Below are 19,821 nucleotides of genomic sequence, written 5' to 3' on the forward strand. Positions count from 1 at the left end.
AGCGCTGGCGGCAATGGCCGCGCGAGGCCTCCTGAGGGCCGCCACTCCTAGACGGCTCGGGGGCGTTTGCGGTGCTTAGTGAGATGAACGACCCCGCAGCAGACCGAGAACAGGCCCGCAGGTTGTTTGCCAAGATACTGGACCATGCCATGCGGTATGGAATGCACTTGGCGGGCCCCTGAGGCGCGGTCATATGCCACGCCTCCAAACGACTTTGCCAAAGAGGATGTCACCGCTTCCGGTGATTGGATGAGAACTCTTTCCAGGCCAACTCGAATGCCTGCTGCACGTAGCATGGGAACTTGGACAGATAGGCCGAGATTTCTTGTTGACTGCTTACGCTCACGGGGAAAAGCTTGTCAGACCGAATATCGACTGCCAAATCTGAAACTTCGTCGTCACGGTCGAGTTGGGTCATGAGCCAGCGATGGAAAGGTGAGCGAGCGGCCTGATAAGCGATGTTCATGACTTCCGCCTTTGCCGCCAAGAGGTTCACGGGGTTATCTGGCCGATGGTAGATTGCCCTCCATCGCTCGCCTCGCTCATGCCACCGTTGCTTGGAGTCCAGGTACCGCTCCTCATGGCTCTGCCCACGGTGCAGCCGAGCGTCGCGGAAGTGTCCTGCCTCACAGAAGGAGTCGCAACGTTCACAGTAATATTGCGACGCATCCGCGTCCTCTTGATCACCGTGAAGGTAGTGCCTGGTTTGCCCCAGCGCATGGGTGGGCTCGCGCTTCGTCTTTGAAAAAGCCGCTGAAGAAATGCCGGCCTTGACCAGCAACGACCAGTTGGCAAAGCCAAGCCCAGCGGCAATTTGATCGAGGGCTTCAGCGTGCGTGAGAGCATTCTTGCGCCCCAGCATCTTGGCTTGGCGCTTCAGGCGGCTGATGTGATCGGAGGAGACACTGTTAACCATGACATCATCTCAGCGATCGCTGCAGGTCCGATGCGCCCACACACCAAGCCGACAGCGACCATTGAGGGTCAAGGCGGGTCTTGAGAAGCTACTGCACTGTCGATTCGACTTCGCCATGTGGACGGGCGGGCCAGTGCGCTGGCCGCGATGAGCTTACACCCGCTCCTCACTGGAGCCAAGGGGCTCGCCTGCAGCCGCTGGGACACAATTCCCGACCCCACCTCGTGAAATCAATAAGTTGGCGCTGGGGGGCTCCCCGTCAATCACTGGGTGCATGTAGCCCGCGTGTGCCATATAGAGGCAGGCCAGAGGGGGAGCGCCCTGCCCCCAGCCATCTCAATTTTCTATCATCCGTCTCGGCCGTATAAGATGTGTGCGACGCGGCAGCGTCTTCGATTGAACGTCGTGCGGTAATTAATGGACTAAACTGAATATGGCTAGATTGGTTGTTGACGCGCTTGCTGAACTCTCATCGGACTTCCGGTCCGTACGGCACTCAGGCGATGTAGATGTTCGCGAATCACTTGCATTAATAGACCTCCACCTGAGGATCGTCTACACGCTATACATGAGCTTTGATCGCCGTCAGCCAAGCTCGTCTGCCCGACTCCATCCGGCGCCAGGGTTTGGCACGATGCTTGCCGTAGTGCGGCAGGCGGCTAAGTCGATCGACGAGGCGACCAGTCCATGGATAAGGAAGTCGATTGGGGTGCTGGCTCGAAACGCCGCTAGCGCGATAGATGCGTTCCGCGTCCCTAAGAGGTACGCAAACCTTAAGTCATTGCGGGATCGGCTTTCCCATGGTGGCGCGCTGACATCCGACCCTGATGCGCAAGCAATACTATCCAGCGCGATCTCCGGCCTCCTAGCCTCTCTTAACGCCTCTTTGAGTGAGGAGTTGTCTGGTGCAACGCTAAGGTCAGATGGAGAGCGTCTTTGGATCTGCAGGCAGAAGGAGGCCTTTGAGCTTGAGGCATCTCCACTATGGACCTTGCGCCCAAATGTTGATGGGCTCGGCGTTTTTTCGCACTTTGCCGGCAATCAAGTATTCTACTTTGCACCCGGTGCGGAGCTTTGGTCTGAAGCGGGAGAGCTGGCCGCATCTCGTTTTCGCAGGTTGTTTTTGCCGGATAAAAGCGGTCATGACTCGCACTTGGCTGGTCTTATCTCCGACACTCTGAGTGATGTATCCGCCTACACTGAAGACTACTCGAGACCAAGCTTCTTCTTCGGTGATGATGCGCGTTCCGGATATTTGCACGTCCCTTGGTCGCGTACGACAAGTGAAGGATACGAGTCAAGAATAGACGTATTTAGGATTGGCGCCAATCACAGAAGGGAGTGGGAGGGGCCACAAGGGAAATGGAGTGGATACACTGAATTTCTGAAGCATATTTCAAAATGGGATTTGCTGGCTCACCGCATAGGTGTTGGGCTTCACTCTCTCCAGAAGAAACGCGAAGATGAGGAGTCATCTCGCTTGGGCTTAAAGGATGGGTTCACAGCTAGAGGCCCGGCAAAACTTAAGGAAGTACAAGAGCTGGGTTCAGAGTTCAGGGGGGGCGAAGGTGGGGAATTTTTCGAGCTTGGTGCGCGGATTGACTCCGCATGCGAGGCGATGAAACCGTCGACTGAAGTGCTATTCCTTGTGGGACAGGCTGGGCTTGGAAAGACGGAGCTGATGCTTCGCTTGGCCAAAGAGCGGGCCGATCAGATAACTGACAATCCAAACGGGGGGCAGCCGCTCTACCTCTTTGTTTCATCTACGGGGCGAACCCTCTCAAGTCTCGAAGATGCCGTCAATAGCGCGCTAAATATCACGCGTATCCTTTCGAGTCACAGTGCGCGTGCATTGTGCAGAAACGGCCTGTTAGTCCTTATGGTGGATGGCTTCGATGAGCTCCTTGGTAGTAGTGGATATGAGAACGCCCTTGGCTCTCTGGAACCTTGGTTTCGCGATCTGAATGGGCAGGGGGTGCTCGTCGCCTCTGCTCGATCATCTTATTACCTAACACAGTATCGGAGATCTCTACTTGAAGCTGGCGATCTCAATGTCGATCACACGCTTATAGAGCTGCAGCCCTGGAATCATAAGGAGTCAAGTCAGTACATTTCAGACGTCGGGGTTGACAAGGCGATCGTAGCACCACTTAGTCCTAAGGACTGGAAGGTTCTTAGCGTTCCGTTCTTCGCAAAGGCTTTTGCTGCGTGGGCTAAAGCCGGAGAGAGAACTGTCGCAGAAATGCCATCAATGTACGAAATCGTAGTTGACCAATTCTTGGACAGAGAGGCAAGCAAGCTAAGAAACCAGAACTCCGATGAACTCCTTACGATTGAGGAGTTGCGATCGTTGTTCTCTGAAGTGGCCGACTTCATGCAGAGCAACAAGAGCCGAGAGCTTGAGCAGGTCGAGCTCATGTCTTGTGCAAAAATGATCGTCGGAGAGCCCTTGGATGACGTTCGTCCAGGCCTGTCGCGACGCTTGTCCTCCTTGGGCGGACTGGGTGTGCGTGCTGACGAAGATGGAAAGAATATCTTCAGCTTTTCCCACGAAGTTCTGTTCGACTGCTTCTTGCTTCTCGCCATACATGGTCGCCTTAGTGGAGTTATTAACTCAAAATCAATTATGAGCCTCATTACTGCCAGCAGCATCAATGAGGCGGTTTTCGAGTGGCTGATCGAGAGATATCCGAGCGCGGCGAAAACGCTCTCGTCAATTATAGATTTCAATCTTTCCGACACTGAGGACGCCCGTGTCGCCTCAGCTAATCTTGGAGCGCTGTGGGCTACGATTCTGAAGCACAACAATGGAATCCCGCCGACTAGATCAGCAAAGCGGCTGGCTATAGGTAGTGTTGAGCTCACGAGCTCCGGTTGGCATCAGCTCGATTTCACCGGAAGTTCAATTACGCATCTCGTAGTGCCGGACAAGATTACCGGCTTCATCAACCTTGAGGGCGCCCGAATTGACTATCTTGATGTCCACGTTTCATCGGCGTCGAAGCTACACCTAAGGGGTATAGAGAATGCTGAGGTGGCGTCGCTTAAGATTGGGGGGGCGTTTGTGGATAGCCCCGCGCAGGTTGCGGGATTGCTGCAAAAGTATGACCTCCTTGAAGTGAAGAGTGAGTCCGGCAACGAAAGAATGATCGCAGCCGCAGAGCACTACCTCTCGAGGCTTACCCGTCGCCCTGATGTTCCAATGGTTGTCGACAGGGATAGCCGGGCTCCCGACGACCCAAGACTTTCATGGATTGAACACTACGACATCGACCTCTGGACCGCGTTTGTCGATGCTCTACTTGCCAGTGGCTCTGCTGTTCTGGATTCGCTCCCTGCCTCCGGAAAAGCCAAAGTAAGGATTTCCCCCCTCGTTTCGTTCGATAAGTTGCTTAAACGTGATCCATCATCCGAGGAGGCAGTTAGGTTCTGGAATGAGTTCCGTTGAATGATTAGAGTCTAGGCAAGTTGCCGCCTGGGATTCGGGCGGCTTTTCAAGGGCGGAGCAGCGCCAATCGTCGCTGTTGAACGGGCTGCCCTGATCTGAATGTACCAATACGCCCGGATCTGGCATTCGTTTCCGCACTGCCGCCAGCAATGCCTGCAGCACAAGTCACTGGTCATCGTTGCAGCGGTGGCCCACCCGACGGCCTGCCGCGAGCACAGTTCGACTACGGTCGCCGGTAACAGCCAGCCTTCGTGAGGCCGGATGTAGGTTACGCATGCCCTCGACTTTTATCAGGCGCAGAACCCGAATCAGGCTGCAGCTTTCACCTGATTCACGCAGATCAGCGGTCATCTTGCGTTACCCGTAGACCGCGCCGCTGGACAGCCAATCGTGCTTGATGAGGCCAAGAAGGCGCCGATCCTCAAGATCACAAGTACTCGCCAGCGCCGCCGCTTGAAGAGGCGCGGTAGATCTACTCGCTGAGTAGTCGTCGCTGGCGTGACGACGCAGGACTGGTTGGCGCCGTTAAGTCAGTCTTCGTCGCCCCGGATCACCGTTGCGGTTAAAGGAAACCTCTTTTTTCTTAAGTTTGTCGCCTCAGCGCGTCCCGACAGTCCTCCTCGGGCCGCTGAGCGACAAATTTTTCCGAGAATCCCTGACGATTTGTCGTAAACGACAATCTTTACGCCACTGCATAACCGATCACGTAGCGCCGGGGTGTCCCCACCGGCGTGTGCCGGTGGGGACGGTGGGTCACTTGCGCTCGGCGGCGCTGGCTTCACGCGGGGCGCGGAACTGGGAATCGGCGCTCCAGTTCGGCCAGGCGCGGGAATTGGCCAGCTGGTTGCCCAGCGTGTACAGCACCTCCAGGTCGCGCGAGGCACCGGCGAAGGTCCAGTCCGGCTGCCACTGATCGCCCTGCTGGTGGTAGCGCTTGGCGGTGTAGTCGTCCGAAGCGGCCTTGCCGGCCGCCACGCCGCCGTTCAGCCAATCCTGGCCGGCCGAGTAGGACACCGCCGGCACGCCGCGCTTGGCGAACGGGAAGTGATCCGAGCGGAAGAACAGGCCGGCCTCCGGCTTCGGGTCCGGGGTGTAGCGGATGTCCCAGCCCTTGGCCACGTCCTTGAGCTGGTCCAGCAGTTCCAGCTTGGCCGACCCGTAGATGCCGAAATCACGCGACGGCCCGAACGGCGCCATGCCGTCCATGTTGATCACCGCCACGGTCTTGCTCAGCGGATACAGCGGGTGGCTGGCGTAGTACTCCGAGCCCAGCAGGCCCTTTTCCTCGGCGGTGACGGCCAGGAACAGCACCGAACGCTCCGGGCGCTTGCCCTTGGCAAACCCGCGCGCCAGTTCAATCAGCGAGGCGGTGCCGCTGGCGTTGTCGAGGGCGCCGTTGAAGATGGTGTCGCCGTTGGCATCGGGCTTGCCCACGCCGATGTGGTCCCAGTGCGCGCTGTACACTACGGTCTCGTCCGGATGCGTGCGGCCTTCCAGGCGCGCGGCCACGTTGTGCGAGGTGATGACCTCGGTCTTGACTGCGTACGTGGCCGAGAAGGTTTCGCCCTTCAGTTCGACCGGTTTGAAATCGCGGGTCTGCGCCTGGCGCTTGAGCGCCTCGAAATCGAGCCCGGCGCGCTTGAACAGGTCCACCGCCAGATCGCGCTGGATCCAGCCTTCCAGCAGCGGGTGTGCGTCGGCCGGGTTGTCACGGACCACGTCGAACATGGTGTTGGTGTTGGAGCCGGCCACGGTGGCCCAGCCGTACGACGCCGGTGCGGTCTCGTGCACGATCAGCACGCCGAGGGCGCCCTGGCGCGCGCCTTCTTCGTACTTGTAGGTCCAGCGACCGTAATAGGTCATGCCCTTGCCGTCGAAGTCGCCCTGGCCGCTTTCAAAGTCCGGGTCGTTGATCAGCACCACGGCGATCTTGCCCTTCAGGTCCACGCCCTTGAAGTCGTCCCAGTTGCGCTCGCCGGCCTTGACGCCGTAGCCGAGGAAGACCAGCGGCGCGTTCTTGATGTCCACGTTGCTGGCACCGTTCATCGCCGCGCGCACGGCGATTTCCTTGCCCTGGCTCAAGGCCTGCGGCGTGCCCTTGCTGCTCAGCGACAGGCTCGGCGCACCGACGATATCGCCCTTGAGCAGCGGCACGGCCTGGGTCCACAGACGCTTGCCGTCCTTGAGGTCGCCGCCCGGCTGCAGCCCGGCCGCTGCGAACTGCTTGCTCAGGAAGGCCACGGTCTTCTCTTCGCCGGCGGTGGCCGGGGAGCGGCCTTCGTAGGCGTCGGAGGCCAGTTCCTTGACGTCCGCGGAGATCCGCGCCCCGTCGAATTTGGGCGTTGCCGCCATCAGGGCGCCGGACACCGACAGGGCCAGCACGCTCAGTACTACTCGTTTCATCGCTCTCTCCACAGCCAGGACCACGAAACCCCAAGTGTAGGCGAAGTAGAGCGGGGCTCTGCCCCGCTGCCCTAGCCCGCAACAGCCGCCCGTAGAGCGGGGCTCTGCCCCGCTGCCTCGACCGCACCGGCCGCCGCGTAGAGCGGGGCTCTGCCCCGCTGCCTCAACCGCACCGCGCAATGCACAGCAGCCGGGCAGAGCCCGGCTCTACGGTGGTGGGGCCGCGCGATGCAACAGCAGCCGGGCAGAGCCCGGCTCTACGGCGGTGGAGCCGCGCGACGCAACGGCAGCCGGGCAGAGCCCGGCTCTACGGCGGTGGGGCCGCACGACGCAACAGCTGCCCGACGGTGTGCCGCAGCCGGCGTTACGCCACCGGAACAGCCTGCGCCCGCGCCAGCAGCACCGCCTGCTCGCGGGCGTTGGCGGTGAGGCGGGCGGCACGCAGGAAGGCGGCGCGCGCTTCCTCGCCGCGCCCGAGCTGCAGCAGCAGGTCGCCCTGCACCGCCGCCAGCGGGGCATAGCCGTGCAGGCGCGGGTCCTGCGCCAACTGCTCCACCAACGGCCATGCCGCGGCCGCGCCCTGCGCGCGCGACACCGCGACCGCCCGGTTCAATTCGATTACCGGCGATGGCTGCTGCACAGCCAGCCGTTGGTACAGCGCCGCCATCGCCGCCCAGTCGGTGTCCTGGACGCGACGCGCGCGGGCATGGCAATCGGCGATTGCCGCCTGCAGCACATAGGGATCATCGCTGCCGCCCAGCGCCATCGCCTGGGCCAGCGCGGCCTGCCCACGCGCGATCTGCAGCCAGTCCCAGCGCGCACGGTCCTGTTCGGGCAGCAGGATCGGCGTGCCGTGCGCATCCACCCGCGCCGCCGCGCGCGAGGCCTGCAGTTCCATCAGCGCCAGCAGCCCGTGCACCTGCGGCCACGCCGGCAACCGGCTGGCCAACACCCGCCCCAGCCGCAGGGCTTCCTCACACAGCGCCGGACGCATCCAGTCGTCGCCCACGCTGGCGGTGTAGCCCTCGTTGAACACCAGGTACACCACCTCCAACACCGACCCGAGCCGCTCGGGCAACGCCGCCTGGCGCGGCACTTCGAAGGCCACCTGCTTGCTGGCCAGGGTGCGCTTGGCACGCACGATGCGCTGGGCGATGGTCGGTTCGGGCTGCAGGAACGCCCGCGCGATCTCGTCGGTGGTCAGCCCGCCCAGCAGCCGCAAGGTCAGCGCTACCCGCGCATCGGCCGACAGCACCGGGTGGCAGGCCACGAACATCAGGCGCAGCAGGTCATCGCCGATGTCGTCCTGCAGCGCATCGCTGTCGTCGGGCAGCGGCAACGGCTGCGGCTCCAGTTCGCTGCCCCACAGCGCATGCTGGCCGGCCACGCGCTGGTGCTGACGCAACACGTCGATGGCGCGATTGCGTGCGGTGGTCATCAGCCACGCTCCCGGGTTGTCCGGAACCCCCTGCGTCGGCCAACGCTCCAGCGCGGCCAGCCAAGTGTCCTGGGCCAGTTCTTCGGCACGCCCCACGTCGCCGCGCAGCATCCGCGCCAGGCGTGCGATCAGGGCCGGCGACTCCATGCGCCAGAGGGTGTCCAAGCGGTGCGACAGGGCGTTTTCCATGCGGGCGATCAAAACACTGGCGGCAGGCGGGTACAAGCCCGCCGCCAGCGCGACCACGGCAGCCAACGGGGCAGAGCCCCGCTCTACGGTTGGCCGTCCATGTGCGCGATCTCCCACAGGTGGCCGTCCAGGTCCTGGAAGCCGCGCTGGTACATGAAGCCGTAGTCGCGCGCGGGCATCGGCTCGCTGGCACCGGCTTTCAGGGCCGTGTCCACCAGCGCGTCGACCGCCGTGCGGCTGGTCGCCGACAGGCAGGTGATCACCTCGGTCTGCTGGCGCGCGTCGCTGATCGGCCGAGTCGTGAAGCCGGCGAAGAAAGACTCCACCAGCAGCATCACGAAGATGCTGTCGCTGATGATCATGCAGGCCGCGTTGTCGTCGGTGAAGGTCGGGTTGAAGGTGTAGCCCAGTGCGCCGAAGAAGGTCTTGGACGCTTCCAGGTCGCGCACGGGCAGGTTGACGAAGATCATCTGCGGGGAATCGGTCACGGTGCCATCCTTAGAAGTGTGCGAATCAGGGTTGTTTCATGCAGTTGACCATCCACGGCTTGCCGTAGCGGTCGATCAGGAAGCCCCAGCGGTGTGCCCAGAACGTTTCGCCGATCGGCATCTTGACCTCACCGCCGTCAGCCAGCGCCTTGAACACGCGCTCGGCCTCTTCCACCGTGTCCACGTCGATGTTGATGGTGGTGCTGTTCTCCCCGCCACTGGACGGGCCATCGGCGGCCATCAGGATCGCGCTGCCCACCTCCAGCTGGCTGTGCGCCACGTGGTCCAGGGATTCGGGCGGCATCTCGCCGCAGCCATCGGTGTTCTCCATGGGCGGCATGTCGCGGTACCGCATTTCAGAGGTGACCTTGCCGCCGAGCACCTGCGCGTAGAAGGCCATTGCCTCGTGGGTTTTGCCGTTGAAGCCAAGGAACGGAATCAGTTTCATGGGTGTGCTCCAGGGACGTGGGGGGTTAGTCGGCGGTGCCGATCTGCTCGCGCAGACGCTGTTCCTGCGCCTGTAATTCGGGGGTGAAGGCCTCGCCGAAATCCTCGGCGCTCAAGATCGGGCGCAGCTCGACCACGCTGCCGGGGCCGAACGGGGCGCGCGTGAGCCACTCGGTGGCTTCATCCAGCGAGCGCACCTGCCAGAGCCAGAAGCCGCAGACCAGCTCGCGGGTCTCGGCGAAGGGGCCGTCGATCACCCGCGGCGCCTGCGCCCCGAAGGCCACGCGCCGGGCGCGCGAGGTGGGGTGCAGGCCCTCGCCGGCCAGCATGATGCCGGCCTGCACCAGCTGTTCGTTGTAGGCGCCCATGGCGCGGATTTCCTGCTCGGTCGGCATCTCACCGGCCTCGGTCTCCGGGGTCGCCTTGACCAGTACCATGACTTTCATCGGTGTTTCCCTCAGGGCAGGCCCGGTTGGTGGGCCCTTCAAGGGATACAACGCAGCCGGGCACCGGAAATCGACACGCCGGCAAAAATAATTTTCTGCCGCCCCCGGTGCCGCCTGAACAGGCACCTCGTGCCGCGCTGCAACAGCACGGTAGCGCCAGCTGCGGCATCATGGCCGCCCCTGCCCCGGAGCGTGCCGGCCATGCAATTCCTGCTGCTGATCTACATCGACGACGGCCTGTTGCAGGCCCTGCCCGGCGAGGAATACGACCGCCTCATGCACGACTGCCTGCAGCATGCCGATGCACTGCAGGCCGACGGCACCCTGGTGCTGGCGCAGAAACTGGAACCGGTGCACAGCGCCCGTACCCTGCGCACCCGCCAGGGCAAGGAGCGCATCATCGACGGGCCGTTCGCCGAAACCCACGAACTGCTGGCCGGCTTCAACCTGATCAACGCACGCGACCACGACGACGCACTGCGCATCGCCCGGCAGTTTCCGTGGTCGCGCTTTGGCAGCATCGAAGTGCGGCCGCTGGCCGACATGGACGCCGAGCGCGAACGCGTCGGCGCCTGAGCCGCGCTACAGCAGCGTGATCTTCAGGTCGCGCGCGCCCACGCCCTCGTTGCCGCTGTAGTCGCGCACGCTCGCCCGGATCACGTAGTCGCCGGCGGGTAGCGCGTCGGGCCGCCAGCGCCCGGTTTCCACCAGCCCGTCGCGCACCGTGTTGGTCACCAGGTAGCGGAAGCGCGTGACCGCACTGCCATGCACGGTGATGCCGCTGTCCGGTGCGTAGGCCACCACGGTGGCACTGTCCTGGGGCGGCATGCGGTTGAACACGATGTTGAAGCGCGGCTGCTCGTAACCGGCCAGCGGCTGGCCCTGCGCATCCAGGATCTGGTACCCCACCTGGTAGGCGCCCAGGCGACGCCGCGGCAGGTTGCGATCCACCTGGTCCCAGGCCTCCACCACGATCTGCACGCCCGGACCCTGCCGTGGCACCACCACCGGCGCCGTGCCCACGGCCTTGATCGGCAGATCCTGGTCATCCAGTACTTCCACCGAGGTGATGCGCGGTGCGAACGCATCGGCGTAGCCGACAAAGCCCAGCGCCACCGCGTTGCGCTCGAACCCGCTGGCCCCCACGCTCAGGTGCACGTGCGCCATGCGGTTGATGCTGCCCAGCGGTTCGCCCACATGGAACCGCGTGCCACGACGCACGCGCACCCGCTCCAGCTTGCCGTCCAGGCCCAGCACCTGCTGCCAGCGGGGGTCGAACGCCTGGCCGCGCGGATCGCGCCCCACCTGCATGTGGATGTACTTGAGCCGACCCAGTGCCAGGCCTTCGGCCTGCCCGCCCACCGACCAGCTGGCAAAGGCGCTGTCGACCTTGCCGTCAGCGATCGCCAGCACGCGCTGGCCGACATCGCCGCGGATGTCGAAGCCACCGTGCAGGTGATGGCGGCTCTCGCCGCTGAAGTTGCCGCGCACCTCACCCAGCGTGCCCACCACTTCATGCCATCCGTCCTGGGGGGCCAGCGGCCAGCGCCCGCCCGTCACCGGCAATGGCGCGTCGGCGGCCGGACCGGTCAACGCCGGTGCCGGCACCGCACCGATGTCCAGCGGACGCAGCCGGTGCACGCGGTACGCCGCCGCATCGGCCAGATAGACACCGCCCTGCGCATCCAGCGCCAACCCGCTGGGCCGCGCAAAGCGCGGCTGCGGTGAAATGCCCGCCAATGCCACCTGGTGGCCCTGGGTGGACACCTGCACCACCTTGCCGTTGATATCGCCCACGTACAGCACATCATCATGGGTGACGGCCACCGACAACGGCCCGCTCATCACGCTGCCGTCGGCCACCTGGGTGCGCAGCATGCCGTCCGGCGACAGTCGCCGGATGGCGTTGTTGTACAGGTCGGCGATCAGCAGGTTGCCGTGGCTGTCCAGCGCCAGTGCCACCGGCGTATCCAGCCGCGATTCGGCCCCGAAGCCGTCCACGTTGCCCGGGTGCTCGCCGCCTGCTGCCGTGCGCACCGTGCCGTCCGGCTCGATCACCCGGATGCGGTCGTTGTAGGTATCGGCCACGTACACGCGGCCGGTGGCATCCACGGCCACGCCCATGGGCGCATCGAACCGCGCCTGCGCCGCCGGCCCATCGGCAAAGCCCGCCACCCCGTCGCCGGCGAGGGTGCTCACCACGCCATCGGGACCGATCCGGCGGATGCGGTGGTTGCCGGTATCGGCCACGTACACGTTGCCCGCGGCATCCAGCGCGATGCCGGACGGGGTATGGAACTGTGCCTGCACGCCGGGCCCATCGCGCCACCCCTCACCGGTGCCGGCCAACGTATCCACGCGCCCATCGGGATATACACGGCGGATGCGATTGTTGTCGCCGGCATCGGCGATGTAGGCCACACCGTGCGCATCCACCGCCAGCGCATACGGGTCGGCGAAGCGCGCCTGTGCGCCCGCGCCATCGCGCAGGCCGCCCACGCCATCGCCGGCCAGCGTGTCGATCTGCGCCTGCCACGCCAGCGGCGTGGGTACCGGGCCCTGTTCAACCGGCGCCGATGCAGGCGTGTCGAAAAACGTCCATGCCAGTGCCGCAGCGGTGATCGCCACCACCCCGCCGATCATTACCTGCCAACGTTTCATTGCCATCCCTGCGCTTGTCCGGCGTAGACCTTAAACGTTGCCTGCGCGTCTGCACACCCCATGCGCTTGTGTGGCTGCGTGGTTCCGGGTTCAATCGGTGCAGACCCCACGCAAGGATGCGCCATGCACCGCCCGCACCATCGCCTCGCCCTGTCCCTGCTGCTGGCGATGTCCGGCATGCCAGCACTCGCCGCGACGGCGGCGGCCGCACCGTCTGAAGATGCCTTGGCGCAACGCCTCACCGACACCATCGCGCTCTCCGAGCAGGGCGACAGCGTGGGTGCGCTGATCGGTTTCGAGCGCGTATTCAACGACCCCGATCTGGCCAGCCTGGATGCAGCGCAGCGCCTGGAAGGCCTGGTCAGTGCCGGGCGCACCGCCTTCAATGCGCGCCAGCCGCAGGAAGCGCAGCGCTATCTGGATGCCGCATTGAAGCAGGCACCCGACGACGCGCGTGCGCTGTACGTGCTGGGTCGCCTGAAGCTGCTGCAGGACCAACCGGTGCAGGGCGCCGCCCTGATCACCCGCTCGCTGCGTGCATCGGACCGGTTCCTGGCCGACATCGATGCCCCGCTGGTGTACCGGCTGGGCGATGCGCTGCAGGAGCAACCCGATGACTACCGCGCGCTGCTGGAGGTGCTGTTCGACCGACAGTGGAAGGTCGATGGCCTGGAGCCGACGGCCTTGTGGCTGACGCTGGCCACGCTGCAGGCCGATGCCGGGCAGCAGCAGCGCCTGGCCGCCACCGTGATGCGTATCGATGCGCCGATCGAAGTGGTCGCGCTGCGCAGCGACAAGCGTTTCGATGCCGTGGTCGACCGCCGCGATCCCCGTTTCGACCCGCTGCAATCGGCGCGTCGCCATGCCGATGCCCTGCGCGTGTCGGCCTTGTTGCAGCCAGAGGCCAGCGACCTCGCCGCGCTCACCGATACCCTGCTGTTGCTGGGCGAGCACGCGCAGGTGCTGACCGCTACGGACCCGTTCACTGCGCGCCTGACCGAGGCCGGCGCCCCGCGCAGCTTCCCCGGTGGTGCCTATGCGGCGTGGGTGCTGCTGCACCGTGCCGTGGCCCAGCACCGGCTGGGCCAGGACGACCAGACAGAGGCAACGCTGGAGCTGGCCAGTACGCTCACCGACGAGGGCGACACGGTGAATCCGCTGCAGCGCCTTTATCTGGCCAGCTGGTATCTGTCCAGCGCCAAGCCGGCGCGTGCCCTGCAGACATTGGAGGGGTTGGATGAGGAACCGATGTTCGGCGAGTACCTGCGCCAGTGGATCCGTTTCAGCGCGTACCGGACGCTGGGCGATACCGCGCGCTCGGCGCAGGCCCGCCAGTGGTTGCAGGCCAACCAGGACGAGGGCCGCAGCGTGTACGTAAACGTGCTGCTGGAGGAGCAGCGCACCGACGAGGCGGCACGCTGGATCATCACCGAACTCCAGTCGCCCCGGCGCCGCCAGGACCTGCTGGAGGTGATGCAGGACTTCCGCGCGCTGCCCCCGATGCCCGCCGACGTGGACAACGACGCACGCTGGGAAGCGCTGCTGAAGCGACCCGATGTGCGCGCCGCGCTGGAACGGGTCGGCCGCCGCGAGACCTTGCCGATCTACGGGCGCGGTGCGTGGCGTTGAGGCCGCACGCCGCGGTCAGCGCGCCGGCGTTTCCACCTTGAAGCCCATCGCCTCGCGGTAGCGTTGGTACAACGCGCTGACTTTTTCCACGTACGCCAGGGTTTCGGCGTACGGCGGCACGCCCTTGTAGCGGGTCACCGCGCCGATGCCGGCGTTGTACGCGGCCGCCGCCAGGGTGCGGTCGCCCTTGTAGCGCTTCAGCAGCGCCTTCATGTAGCGCGCGCCCCCGTTGATGGACTGCTCGGCCGACAGCGGGTCGGCCACGCCCCATTCGGTGGCGGTATCGGGCATCAGCTGCATCACGCCCTGCGCGCCCTTTGGCGATATCGCACCGGCATCGAAGCCGCTTTCGGCATGGGCGATCGCGCGCAGCCAGGCATCGTCCACCCCGGTGGCCTTGGCCGCCGCCTTGAACTGCTTGGCATGGCGGTTGAGCTGCGGCGTGCCCACCTTGCCCAGCCCCTCATGCGCCGGCTCGCCGGGCGGGGTGGCCACGGTGAACTTCAGGAACACGCGTGACCCGGGCAGGTTGCGCGTGGAATACACCAGCGCGCCGTCCTGCTCGCGTTCGTACAGGGTGCCGCTGAAGATACCCATGTTGCCCCACAGGTTGGGGGTCTGCACGGCGCTGTCATCGATCTGCTGCGGCGTGCACTTCGACCCCGGCTCGGGGGCGGTGGCCAGGCTCACCGTGTTGTCCCGCACGCAGCGGTACACCGTGCGCGCCGACGCCGACCACGGCAGCAGCATCGACAACAGGGCCAACGCGGCAGGCAGGGTCGGGTTCATGGGCTCGGATCGGGGCACGGAAGGGTGCGGCGCGATCATCCGGCCACGCCCGCGAACCGAAGGTGAATACCGGGCCGGCCACCACGGCAGGCCCGGTACCAGGGTCAGCGGCTGCCGCCGATCAGGCGCTTGGCCGCATAGCCCAGGCCCAGCAGCAGGAACCACAGCGGGCTGATCGCCAACGCGTACAGGGTGTCCGGTTGCAGGGTCAGCAGCACCAGCACGAACACAAAGAACGCCAGGCAGACCCCGCACATGAAGACGCCGCCGGGCATCTTGAATCTGGACGCCGCATGCAGCTGCGGGCGACGGCGGCGGTACACGATGTACGAACACAGGATCAGCGACCACACGAACATGAACAGTACGGCCGCCAGCGTGGTGACCAGGGTGAAGGCGGTGACCAGGTTGGGGATCAGGTAGATCAGCATGGTGCCCAGCAGCAGGCAGATGCACGAGAACACCAGCCCGCGCGCCGGCACCGCCGCCCGCGACAACCGCGCAAAGAAGCCCGGTGCGTGCCGCTCTTCGGCCAGCCCGTACATCATGCGGCTGGTGGAGAAGATGCCGCTGTTGGCCGACGAGGTGGCCGAGGTGAGCACCACGAAGTTGATCAGGCTGGCCGCGGCCGGAATGCCCGCCAGCACGAACAGCTCCACGAACGGGCTCTTGCCCGGCACCACCTCGCGCCACGGGGTGACGGCCATGATCGCGATCAGCGCCAGCACGTAGAACACGATGATGCGTACCGGGATGGAGTTGATCGCCTTGGGCAGGTTGCGTTCGGGATCGGCGGTTTCAGCGGCGGTGGTGCCGACCAGTTCGATGCCGACGAAGGCGAACACCGCAATCTGGAAGCCGGCGAAGAACCCGGCCATGCCCATCGGGAACAGGCCGCCATCGTTGTACAGGTTGGCGAACGAGGCCTGGTGGCCCGACGGCGAGGTGAAGCCCCACGCCACCAGCCCGAAGCCGGTGATGATCAGCGCGCAGATGGCGATGATCTTGATGAGCGCAAACCAGAACTCCATTTCACCGAACAGTTTCACCGTAACCAGGTTCAGGCTGAGCAGCAAAATCACGCACAGCAGCGCCGGTATCCAGGGCGCCAGCTCGGGAAACCAGAACTGCGCATAGGCGGCAATGGCGATCACATCGGCGATGGCGGTGATGATCCAGCAGAACCAGTAGGTCCATCCGCAGAAGAACCCGGCCCAGGGCCCGAGCAGGTCGGTGGAGAAGTCGATGAACGACTTGTACTCCAGGTTGGACAGCAGCAGCTCGCCCATGGCGCGCATCACGAAGAACAGCATCGCGCCGATGATCAGGTAGACCAGCACGATGGACGGGCCGGCCAGGCTGATGGTCTTGCCCGAGCCCATGAACAGGCCGGTGCCGATGGCGCCGCCGATGGCGATCAGCTGCAGGTGGCGGTTGGAGAGGCTGCGCCGGAGGTGTTCCGGCGGCACGGCGGGATCGGTCATGGGCGGGGCCAGCAGGGCGAAGGCTCTGAACATAGAAGACCGCTGGCCGCCGCGCCACTGTTGCGTGCATTGGCGTCGGGCCAATGTCGGTTTTGCCCTCCCCGGTGCCGCCTGACGGTCCGGCGGGCGGCCGCCTGACAGGCGCCTCGGAACATCCCGGTTCCAATCGCGCCCGTCAGGTGGTGAGATAGCGCGGCGGGCCACAGGGGATCGAGGTCGTGAGCGCCGCCCCCCGTCTCCCTTCCACGGCATCGAGGTCTGCTTGAACCGCGCCAGGATCATCGCCGCCACCGTGTTGTTCGCCCTGCTCGGCGCGTTCGTGCCGATCACTGCGCTGGTGTATTTCACCTGGAGCCGGGCCACCGAGGCCGAGTGCGTCCGCCTGCAGCTCACCGCCGAACGCACCCTGCTGCGCGCCAACCGGGCTTACGAAGCCGGCATGCTGGCCCTGCGCCGCCTCAACCAGAGCCCGCTGGAGCCCTGCTCGGCCGAGCACCTGCACCTGATGCGGGCGCTCACCCTGAGCACCCACTCGGCCGAACAGGTGGGCTACTTCGAGGACGGCCGCCTGCGGTGTACCTCGTGGGGCATGATGGACGGACAGGTGCCCGAGCCCCGGCCGGACCACGTCACCGCTGATGGCGCCGGTATCACCCTGGGGGTACGCCCGATTGCCGGCGATGGGTCGCCGCTGATCGCCCTGCATTTTGGCCGCTACGACATCCTGATGGACCCGGCCCGCTTCGTGGACGTCATCGCCGATCCCAACGTTCGGCTGGCCGTGGCCAGCCCCGACGGCCGCCTGATGGCCCAGCAGGACCTGCTCGACCAGTCCCTGCTGCAACGCCTGCTGCGCAACCCGCACAGCGGCATGGACAGCCACACCCTGTATGCCACCGCACAGGACCAGGAGTGGCTGGCCATCGCCACCGCCCCGCGTACCGACCTGCTGGCCAGCTTCCGCCAGCAGTTCTGGCAGTTCATTCCGTTGGGCGTGCTCGGCGCGCTGGCGGCGATCGCTGCGGTGGTGTGGCTGTCGCGGCGGCGGTTGTCGCTGCGTGGCGAACTGGCCACCGCCGTGCGCCGCCGCGAATTCCACATGCACTACCAGCCCATCATCGAGCTGGACACCGGCATCTGCGTGGGTGCCGAATCGCTGGTGCGCTGGACCCGGCCCGACGGCAGTCACGTACGCCCGGACCTGTTCATTCCCCTGGCCGAGGAACATGGCCTGATCGACGCGCTGACCGACCAGGTGATCGAGCGGGTCATCGATGACATGCGCGAGCTCCTTGTCCAGGACCGCAGCGCGCATATCGCCATCAACCTGTCGGCCGGCGATGTCAGCAGCGGGCGCGCCCTCAAGGTACTGGCGGCCAAGCTGGCCGGCACCGGCATCCACCCGCAGCAGATCTGGCTGGAGGCCACCGAACGGGGCTTCATCGACATCCAGCGCGCGCGCAACACCCTGGCCATCGCGCGGCGCACCGGGCACTGCGTGGCCATCGACGATTTCGGCGTGGGCTATTCCAGCCTGCAGTACCTGCAGCAGCTGCCACTGGATGCCCTGAAGATCGACAAGTCGTTCATCGATGCCATTGGCACCGACAGCGCCACCAGCCCGGTCACCTCGCACATCATCGACATGGCGAAGACGCTGGGCCTGTTCACCGTGGCCGAAGGCATCGAAACCCCCGCCCAGCTGGCCTACCTGCAGGCCCGCCAGGTGGAGTTCGGGCAAGGCTGGCTGTTCTCGCGTGCACTGCCCCCGGAGGAGTTCATCGCCTTCCACCACCAGCGCCTGCAGCAGTACGGCAAGGCCCGCGAGAACTTCCAGAACCCGAACAGCGCGGTGGAGTAGCGCCGGGCTTTGCCGCGCCGCGTGACCGGTGGGCGCCATGGGGAAAAACGCGTCGCCACGCGCCCGGGACCCACCGCGCTACACGTAGCGTAGAGCCGGGCTCTGCCGCGCCCCATGACCAGTGGGGTGCCGTGGGGTAAAACGCGTCGCCACGCGCCCAGGACCCAACGCGCTACACGTAGCGTAGAGCCGGGCTCTGCCGCGCCGCATGACCAGTGAGGCGCCGTGGGGGTAAAACGCGTCGCCACGCGCCCGGGACCCACCGCAACGCGACGTAGAGCCGGGCTCTGCCCAGCTGCTCTCATACCGGAATACAGAACTGCCGGGCAGAGCCCGGCACTACGTTTTCCGGGGAACGCGGATGGGTATAGGCGCGTGGCGACGCGTTGTACGCATTGGCGCCCACCGGTCGCGCGGCGCGGCAGAGCCCGGCACTACGTTTTCCGGGGACCGGCACTACTCGTCCGCAATACCCGCCAACTCCAGCACCCAGCGCGGCACCTTGGGCTCGCCGGCATAGAAGCTGCGCGGCTTGCCCTCGGCCATTGCCCAGCGGTGGATCCAGCTGATGCCGCCGGCGCCGTTGTAGCCGTCGGCATGCGCATAGGCCGGGTCCTGCAGCGCCTGCTCCAGGGTGATGAACGTGTAGCCCAGGCGACGGGTAGCGGCGATCAGTTCGTCGATGCTGGCCGCGTTGAGCGCATTGGCATGCATCAACCACACCTGCGCCGGCAACCGGCCCAGCAGTTGCCGCGACTGGCCTTCGTAGTAGTCCAGCTTGTTGAGCATGTAGGGCACATAGCCACGCCGCAATTGGCGCAGCCGCGCCTCGCGCACTACCGGGTCAGTCTCGGTGTCGCGCACATGGTCGTAGGCGAACGCCCAGATCCACTCACTGTTGTCCACCGTGACCGGCGCGATGCGATACCCGTGCTGGTCCAGAAAGGCCGCCAGCGCCGCACGTTGCTGCGGTGTCTCCCCGGCACGCAGGTACGGATGGCGGAACCAGCGCGGCGTTTGCCCGCGTTCGGCCAGCAACGGGCGCAAGGTCTGTTCGCCACGCAGGATGTCCTGCTCGTAGGCGTCCAGCCCGATCGCATGCAGGTCCACGTGGCCACGGGTGTGATTGCCCAGTTCGAACCCGGCGTCCCGCCAGTCGCGCAGCATCTGCACCCGCGCCGGCTGCACCTGGCCATCGCGCTCCAACTTGATCTCGTTGACGAACCCCACTACCGGCACCTGCGCCGCCTTCAACGCGGCGAGCAGCTGCGCATGGCGTTGCGCCAGTTCCGGATCATCGCGCTCATCCAGCCGCTGCCAGGGCAGGTCATCGATGGTCAGCGCAATGCGCTGGTCCGGCGCCGCCTGCACGGCAGCGGCAAGTCCCAACAGTCCCAGTCCCATCCAACGCAATACGATGTGGCGCACGCAACCCTCCTGATCCGTGGCACCACCTTAAACCATGGGTCATGGCGGGCTTGGGAATGTCGGGGCGAAGCTCGTAGTGCCGGGCTCTGCCCGGCATTTCCGCATTGCCGCATAAGAGCAGCCGGGCAGAGCCCGGCTCTACGTCGCGACACGGTGGGTCCCGGGCGCGTGGCGACGCGCTATACGCAATGGCG

At 65.2% G+C, this 19,821-nt stretch carries 14 protein-coding genes and 1 pseudogene; 4 read left to right on the forward strand and 11 right to left on the reverse strand.

Annotated elements, in window-relative coordinates:
- Positions 1–229 precede the first annotated feature (229 nt).
- Positions 230–916 carry a YozE family protein gene (locus tag AC6CHL_RS14125; RefSeq protein WP_498294908.1) on the reverse strand — a complete coding sequence of 229 codons (687 nt, stop codon included), beginning with the start codon at positions 914–916 and terminating at the stop codon, positions 230–232.
- Positions 917–1,349: 433 nt separating this feature from the next.
- Here AC6CHL_RS14125 and AC6CHL_RS14130 point away from each other — a divergent pair, with 433 nt between their 5' ends.
- Complete coding sequence (locus AC6CHL_RS14130) at positions 1,350–4,364, forward strand: NACHT domain-containing protein (RefSeq protein ID WP_498294910.1); 3,015 nt, start codon at positions 1,350–1,352, stop codon at positions 4,362–4,364.
- A gap of 60 nt (positions 4,365–4,424) precedes the next feature.
- On the opposite strand, the pseudogene AC6CHL_RS14135 reads toward AC6CHL_RS14130, so the two are convergent.
- The 6 genes and pseudogenes from AC6CHL_RS14135 to AC6CHL_RS14160 all read right to left on the reverse strand — a co-directional run.
- A pseudogene (locus tag AC6CHL_RS14135) lies at positions 4,425–4,805 on the reverse strand (DDE-type integrase/transposase/recombinase); the annotation flags it as partial.
- Positions 4,806–5,117: 312 nt separating this feature from the next.
- Positions 5,118–6,767, reverse strand: a complete 1,650-nt coding sequence (locus tag AC6CHL_RS14140; RefSeq protein ID WP_498294912.1) for a M28 family metallopeptidase — start codon at positions 6,765–6,767, stop codon at positions 5,118–5,120.
- A gap of 364 nt (positions 6,768–7,131) precedes the next feature.
- Positions 7,132–8,394, reverse strand: a complete 1,263-nt coding sequence (locus AC6CHL_RS14145; RefSeq protein WP_498294914.1) for an RNA polymerase sigma factor — start codon at positions 8,392–8,394, stop codon at positions 7,132–7,134.
- Positions 8,395–8,477: 83 nt separating this feature from the next.
- Complete coding sequence (locus AC6CHL_RS14150; protein ID WP_141058617.1) at positions 8,478–8,864, reverse strand: VOC family protein; 387 nt, start codon at positions 8,862–8,864, stop codon at positions 8,478–8,480.
- Positions 8,865–8,907: 43 nt separating this feature from the next.
- Positions 8,908–9,330, reverse strand: coding sequence for a VOC family protein (locus AC6CHL_RS14155; RefSeq protein WP_448132934.1), 423 nt, complete (start codon positions 9,328–9,330; stop codon positions 8,908–8,910).
- A gap of 25 nt (positions 9,331–9,355) precedes the next feature.
- Positions 9,356–9,775: a YciI family protein gene (locus AC6CHL_RS14160; protein ID WP_447591668.1), complete on the reverse strand. Its 420-nt coding sequence runs from the start codon at positions 9,773–9,775 to the stop codon at positions 9,356–9,358.
- A 201-nt stretch (positions 9,776–9,976) separates the two neighbouring features.
- Here AC6CHL_RS14160 and AC6CHL_RS14165 point away from each other — a divergent pair, with 201 nt between their 5' ends.
- Entirely contained in the window at positions 9,977–10,351 is a 375-nt protein-coding gene (locus tag AC6CHL_RS14165) for a YciI family protein (protein WP_038690756.1), read from the forward strand.
- A gap of 6 nt (positions 10,352–10,357) precedes the next feature.
- On the opposite strand, the gene AC6CHL_RS14170 is transcribed toward AC6CHL_RS14165, so the two are convergent.
- Positions 10,358–12,436 carry a gluconolaconase gene (locus AC6CHL_RS14170; protein ID WP_498294916.1) on the reverse strand — a complete coding sequence of 693 codons (2,079 nt, stop codon included), beginning with the start codon at positions 12,434–12,436 and terminating at the stop codon, positions 10,358–10,360.
- Positions 12,437–12,559: 123 nt separating this feature from the next.
- On the opposite strand from AC6CHL_RS14170, the gene AC6CHL_RS14175 reads away from it, so the two are divergent.
- Positions 12,560–14,065: a hypothetical protein gene (locus tag AC6CHL_RS14175; protein ID WP_498294918.1), complete on the forward strand. Its 1,506-nt coding sequence runs from the start codon at positions 12,560–12,562 to the stop codon at positions 14,063–14,065.
- Between the two features lie 15 nt (positions 14,066–14,080).
- Here the strand turns inward: AC6CHL_RS14175 and AC6CHL_RS14180 are convergent, their stop codons facing one another.
- Positions 14,081–14,854 carry a lytic transglycosylase domain-containing protein gene (locus AC6CHL_RS14180; protein WP_038690762.1) on the reverse strand — a complete coding sequence of 258 codons (774 nt, stop codon included), beginning with the start codon at positions 14,852–14,854 and terminating at the stop codon, positions 14,081–14,083.
- Between the two features lie 104 nt (positions 14,855–14,958).
- Positions 14,959–16,338: a D-serine/D-alanine/glycine transporter gene (cycA, locus tag AC6CHL_RS14185; RefSeq protein ID WP_498294920.1), complete on the reverse strand. Its 1,380-nt coding sequence runs from the start codon at positions 16,336–16,338 to the stop codon at positions 14,959–14,961.
- Positions 16,339–16,600: 262 nt separating this feature from the next.
- Here cycA and AC6CHL_RS14190 point away from each other — a divergent pair, with 262 nt between their 5' ends.
- The gene (locus AC6CHL_RS14190; protein ID WP_038690766.1) at positions 16,601–18,199 is read left to right on the forward strand and encodes an EAL domain-containing protein; all 1,599 of its coding nucleotides are present in this window, start codon (positions 16,601–16,603) and stop codon (positions 18,197–18,199) included.
- Positions 18,200–18,655: 456 nt separating this feature from the next.
- On the opposite strand, the gene AC6CHL_RS14195 is transcribed toward AC6CHL_RS14190, so the two are convergent.
- Entirely contained in the window at positions 18,656–19,612 is a 957-nt protein-coding gene (locus AC6CHL_RS14195) for a polysaccharide deacetylase family protein (RefSeq protein ID WP_498295047.1), read from the reverse strand.
- Positions 19,613–19,821 lie beyond the last annotated feature (209 nt).

The organism is Stenotrophomonas sp. GQ19, assembly GCF_059758695.1.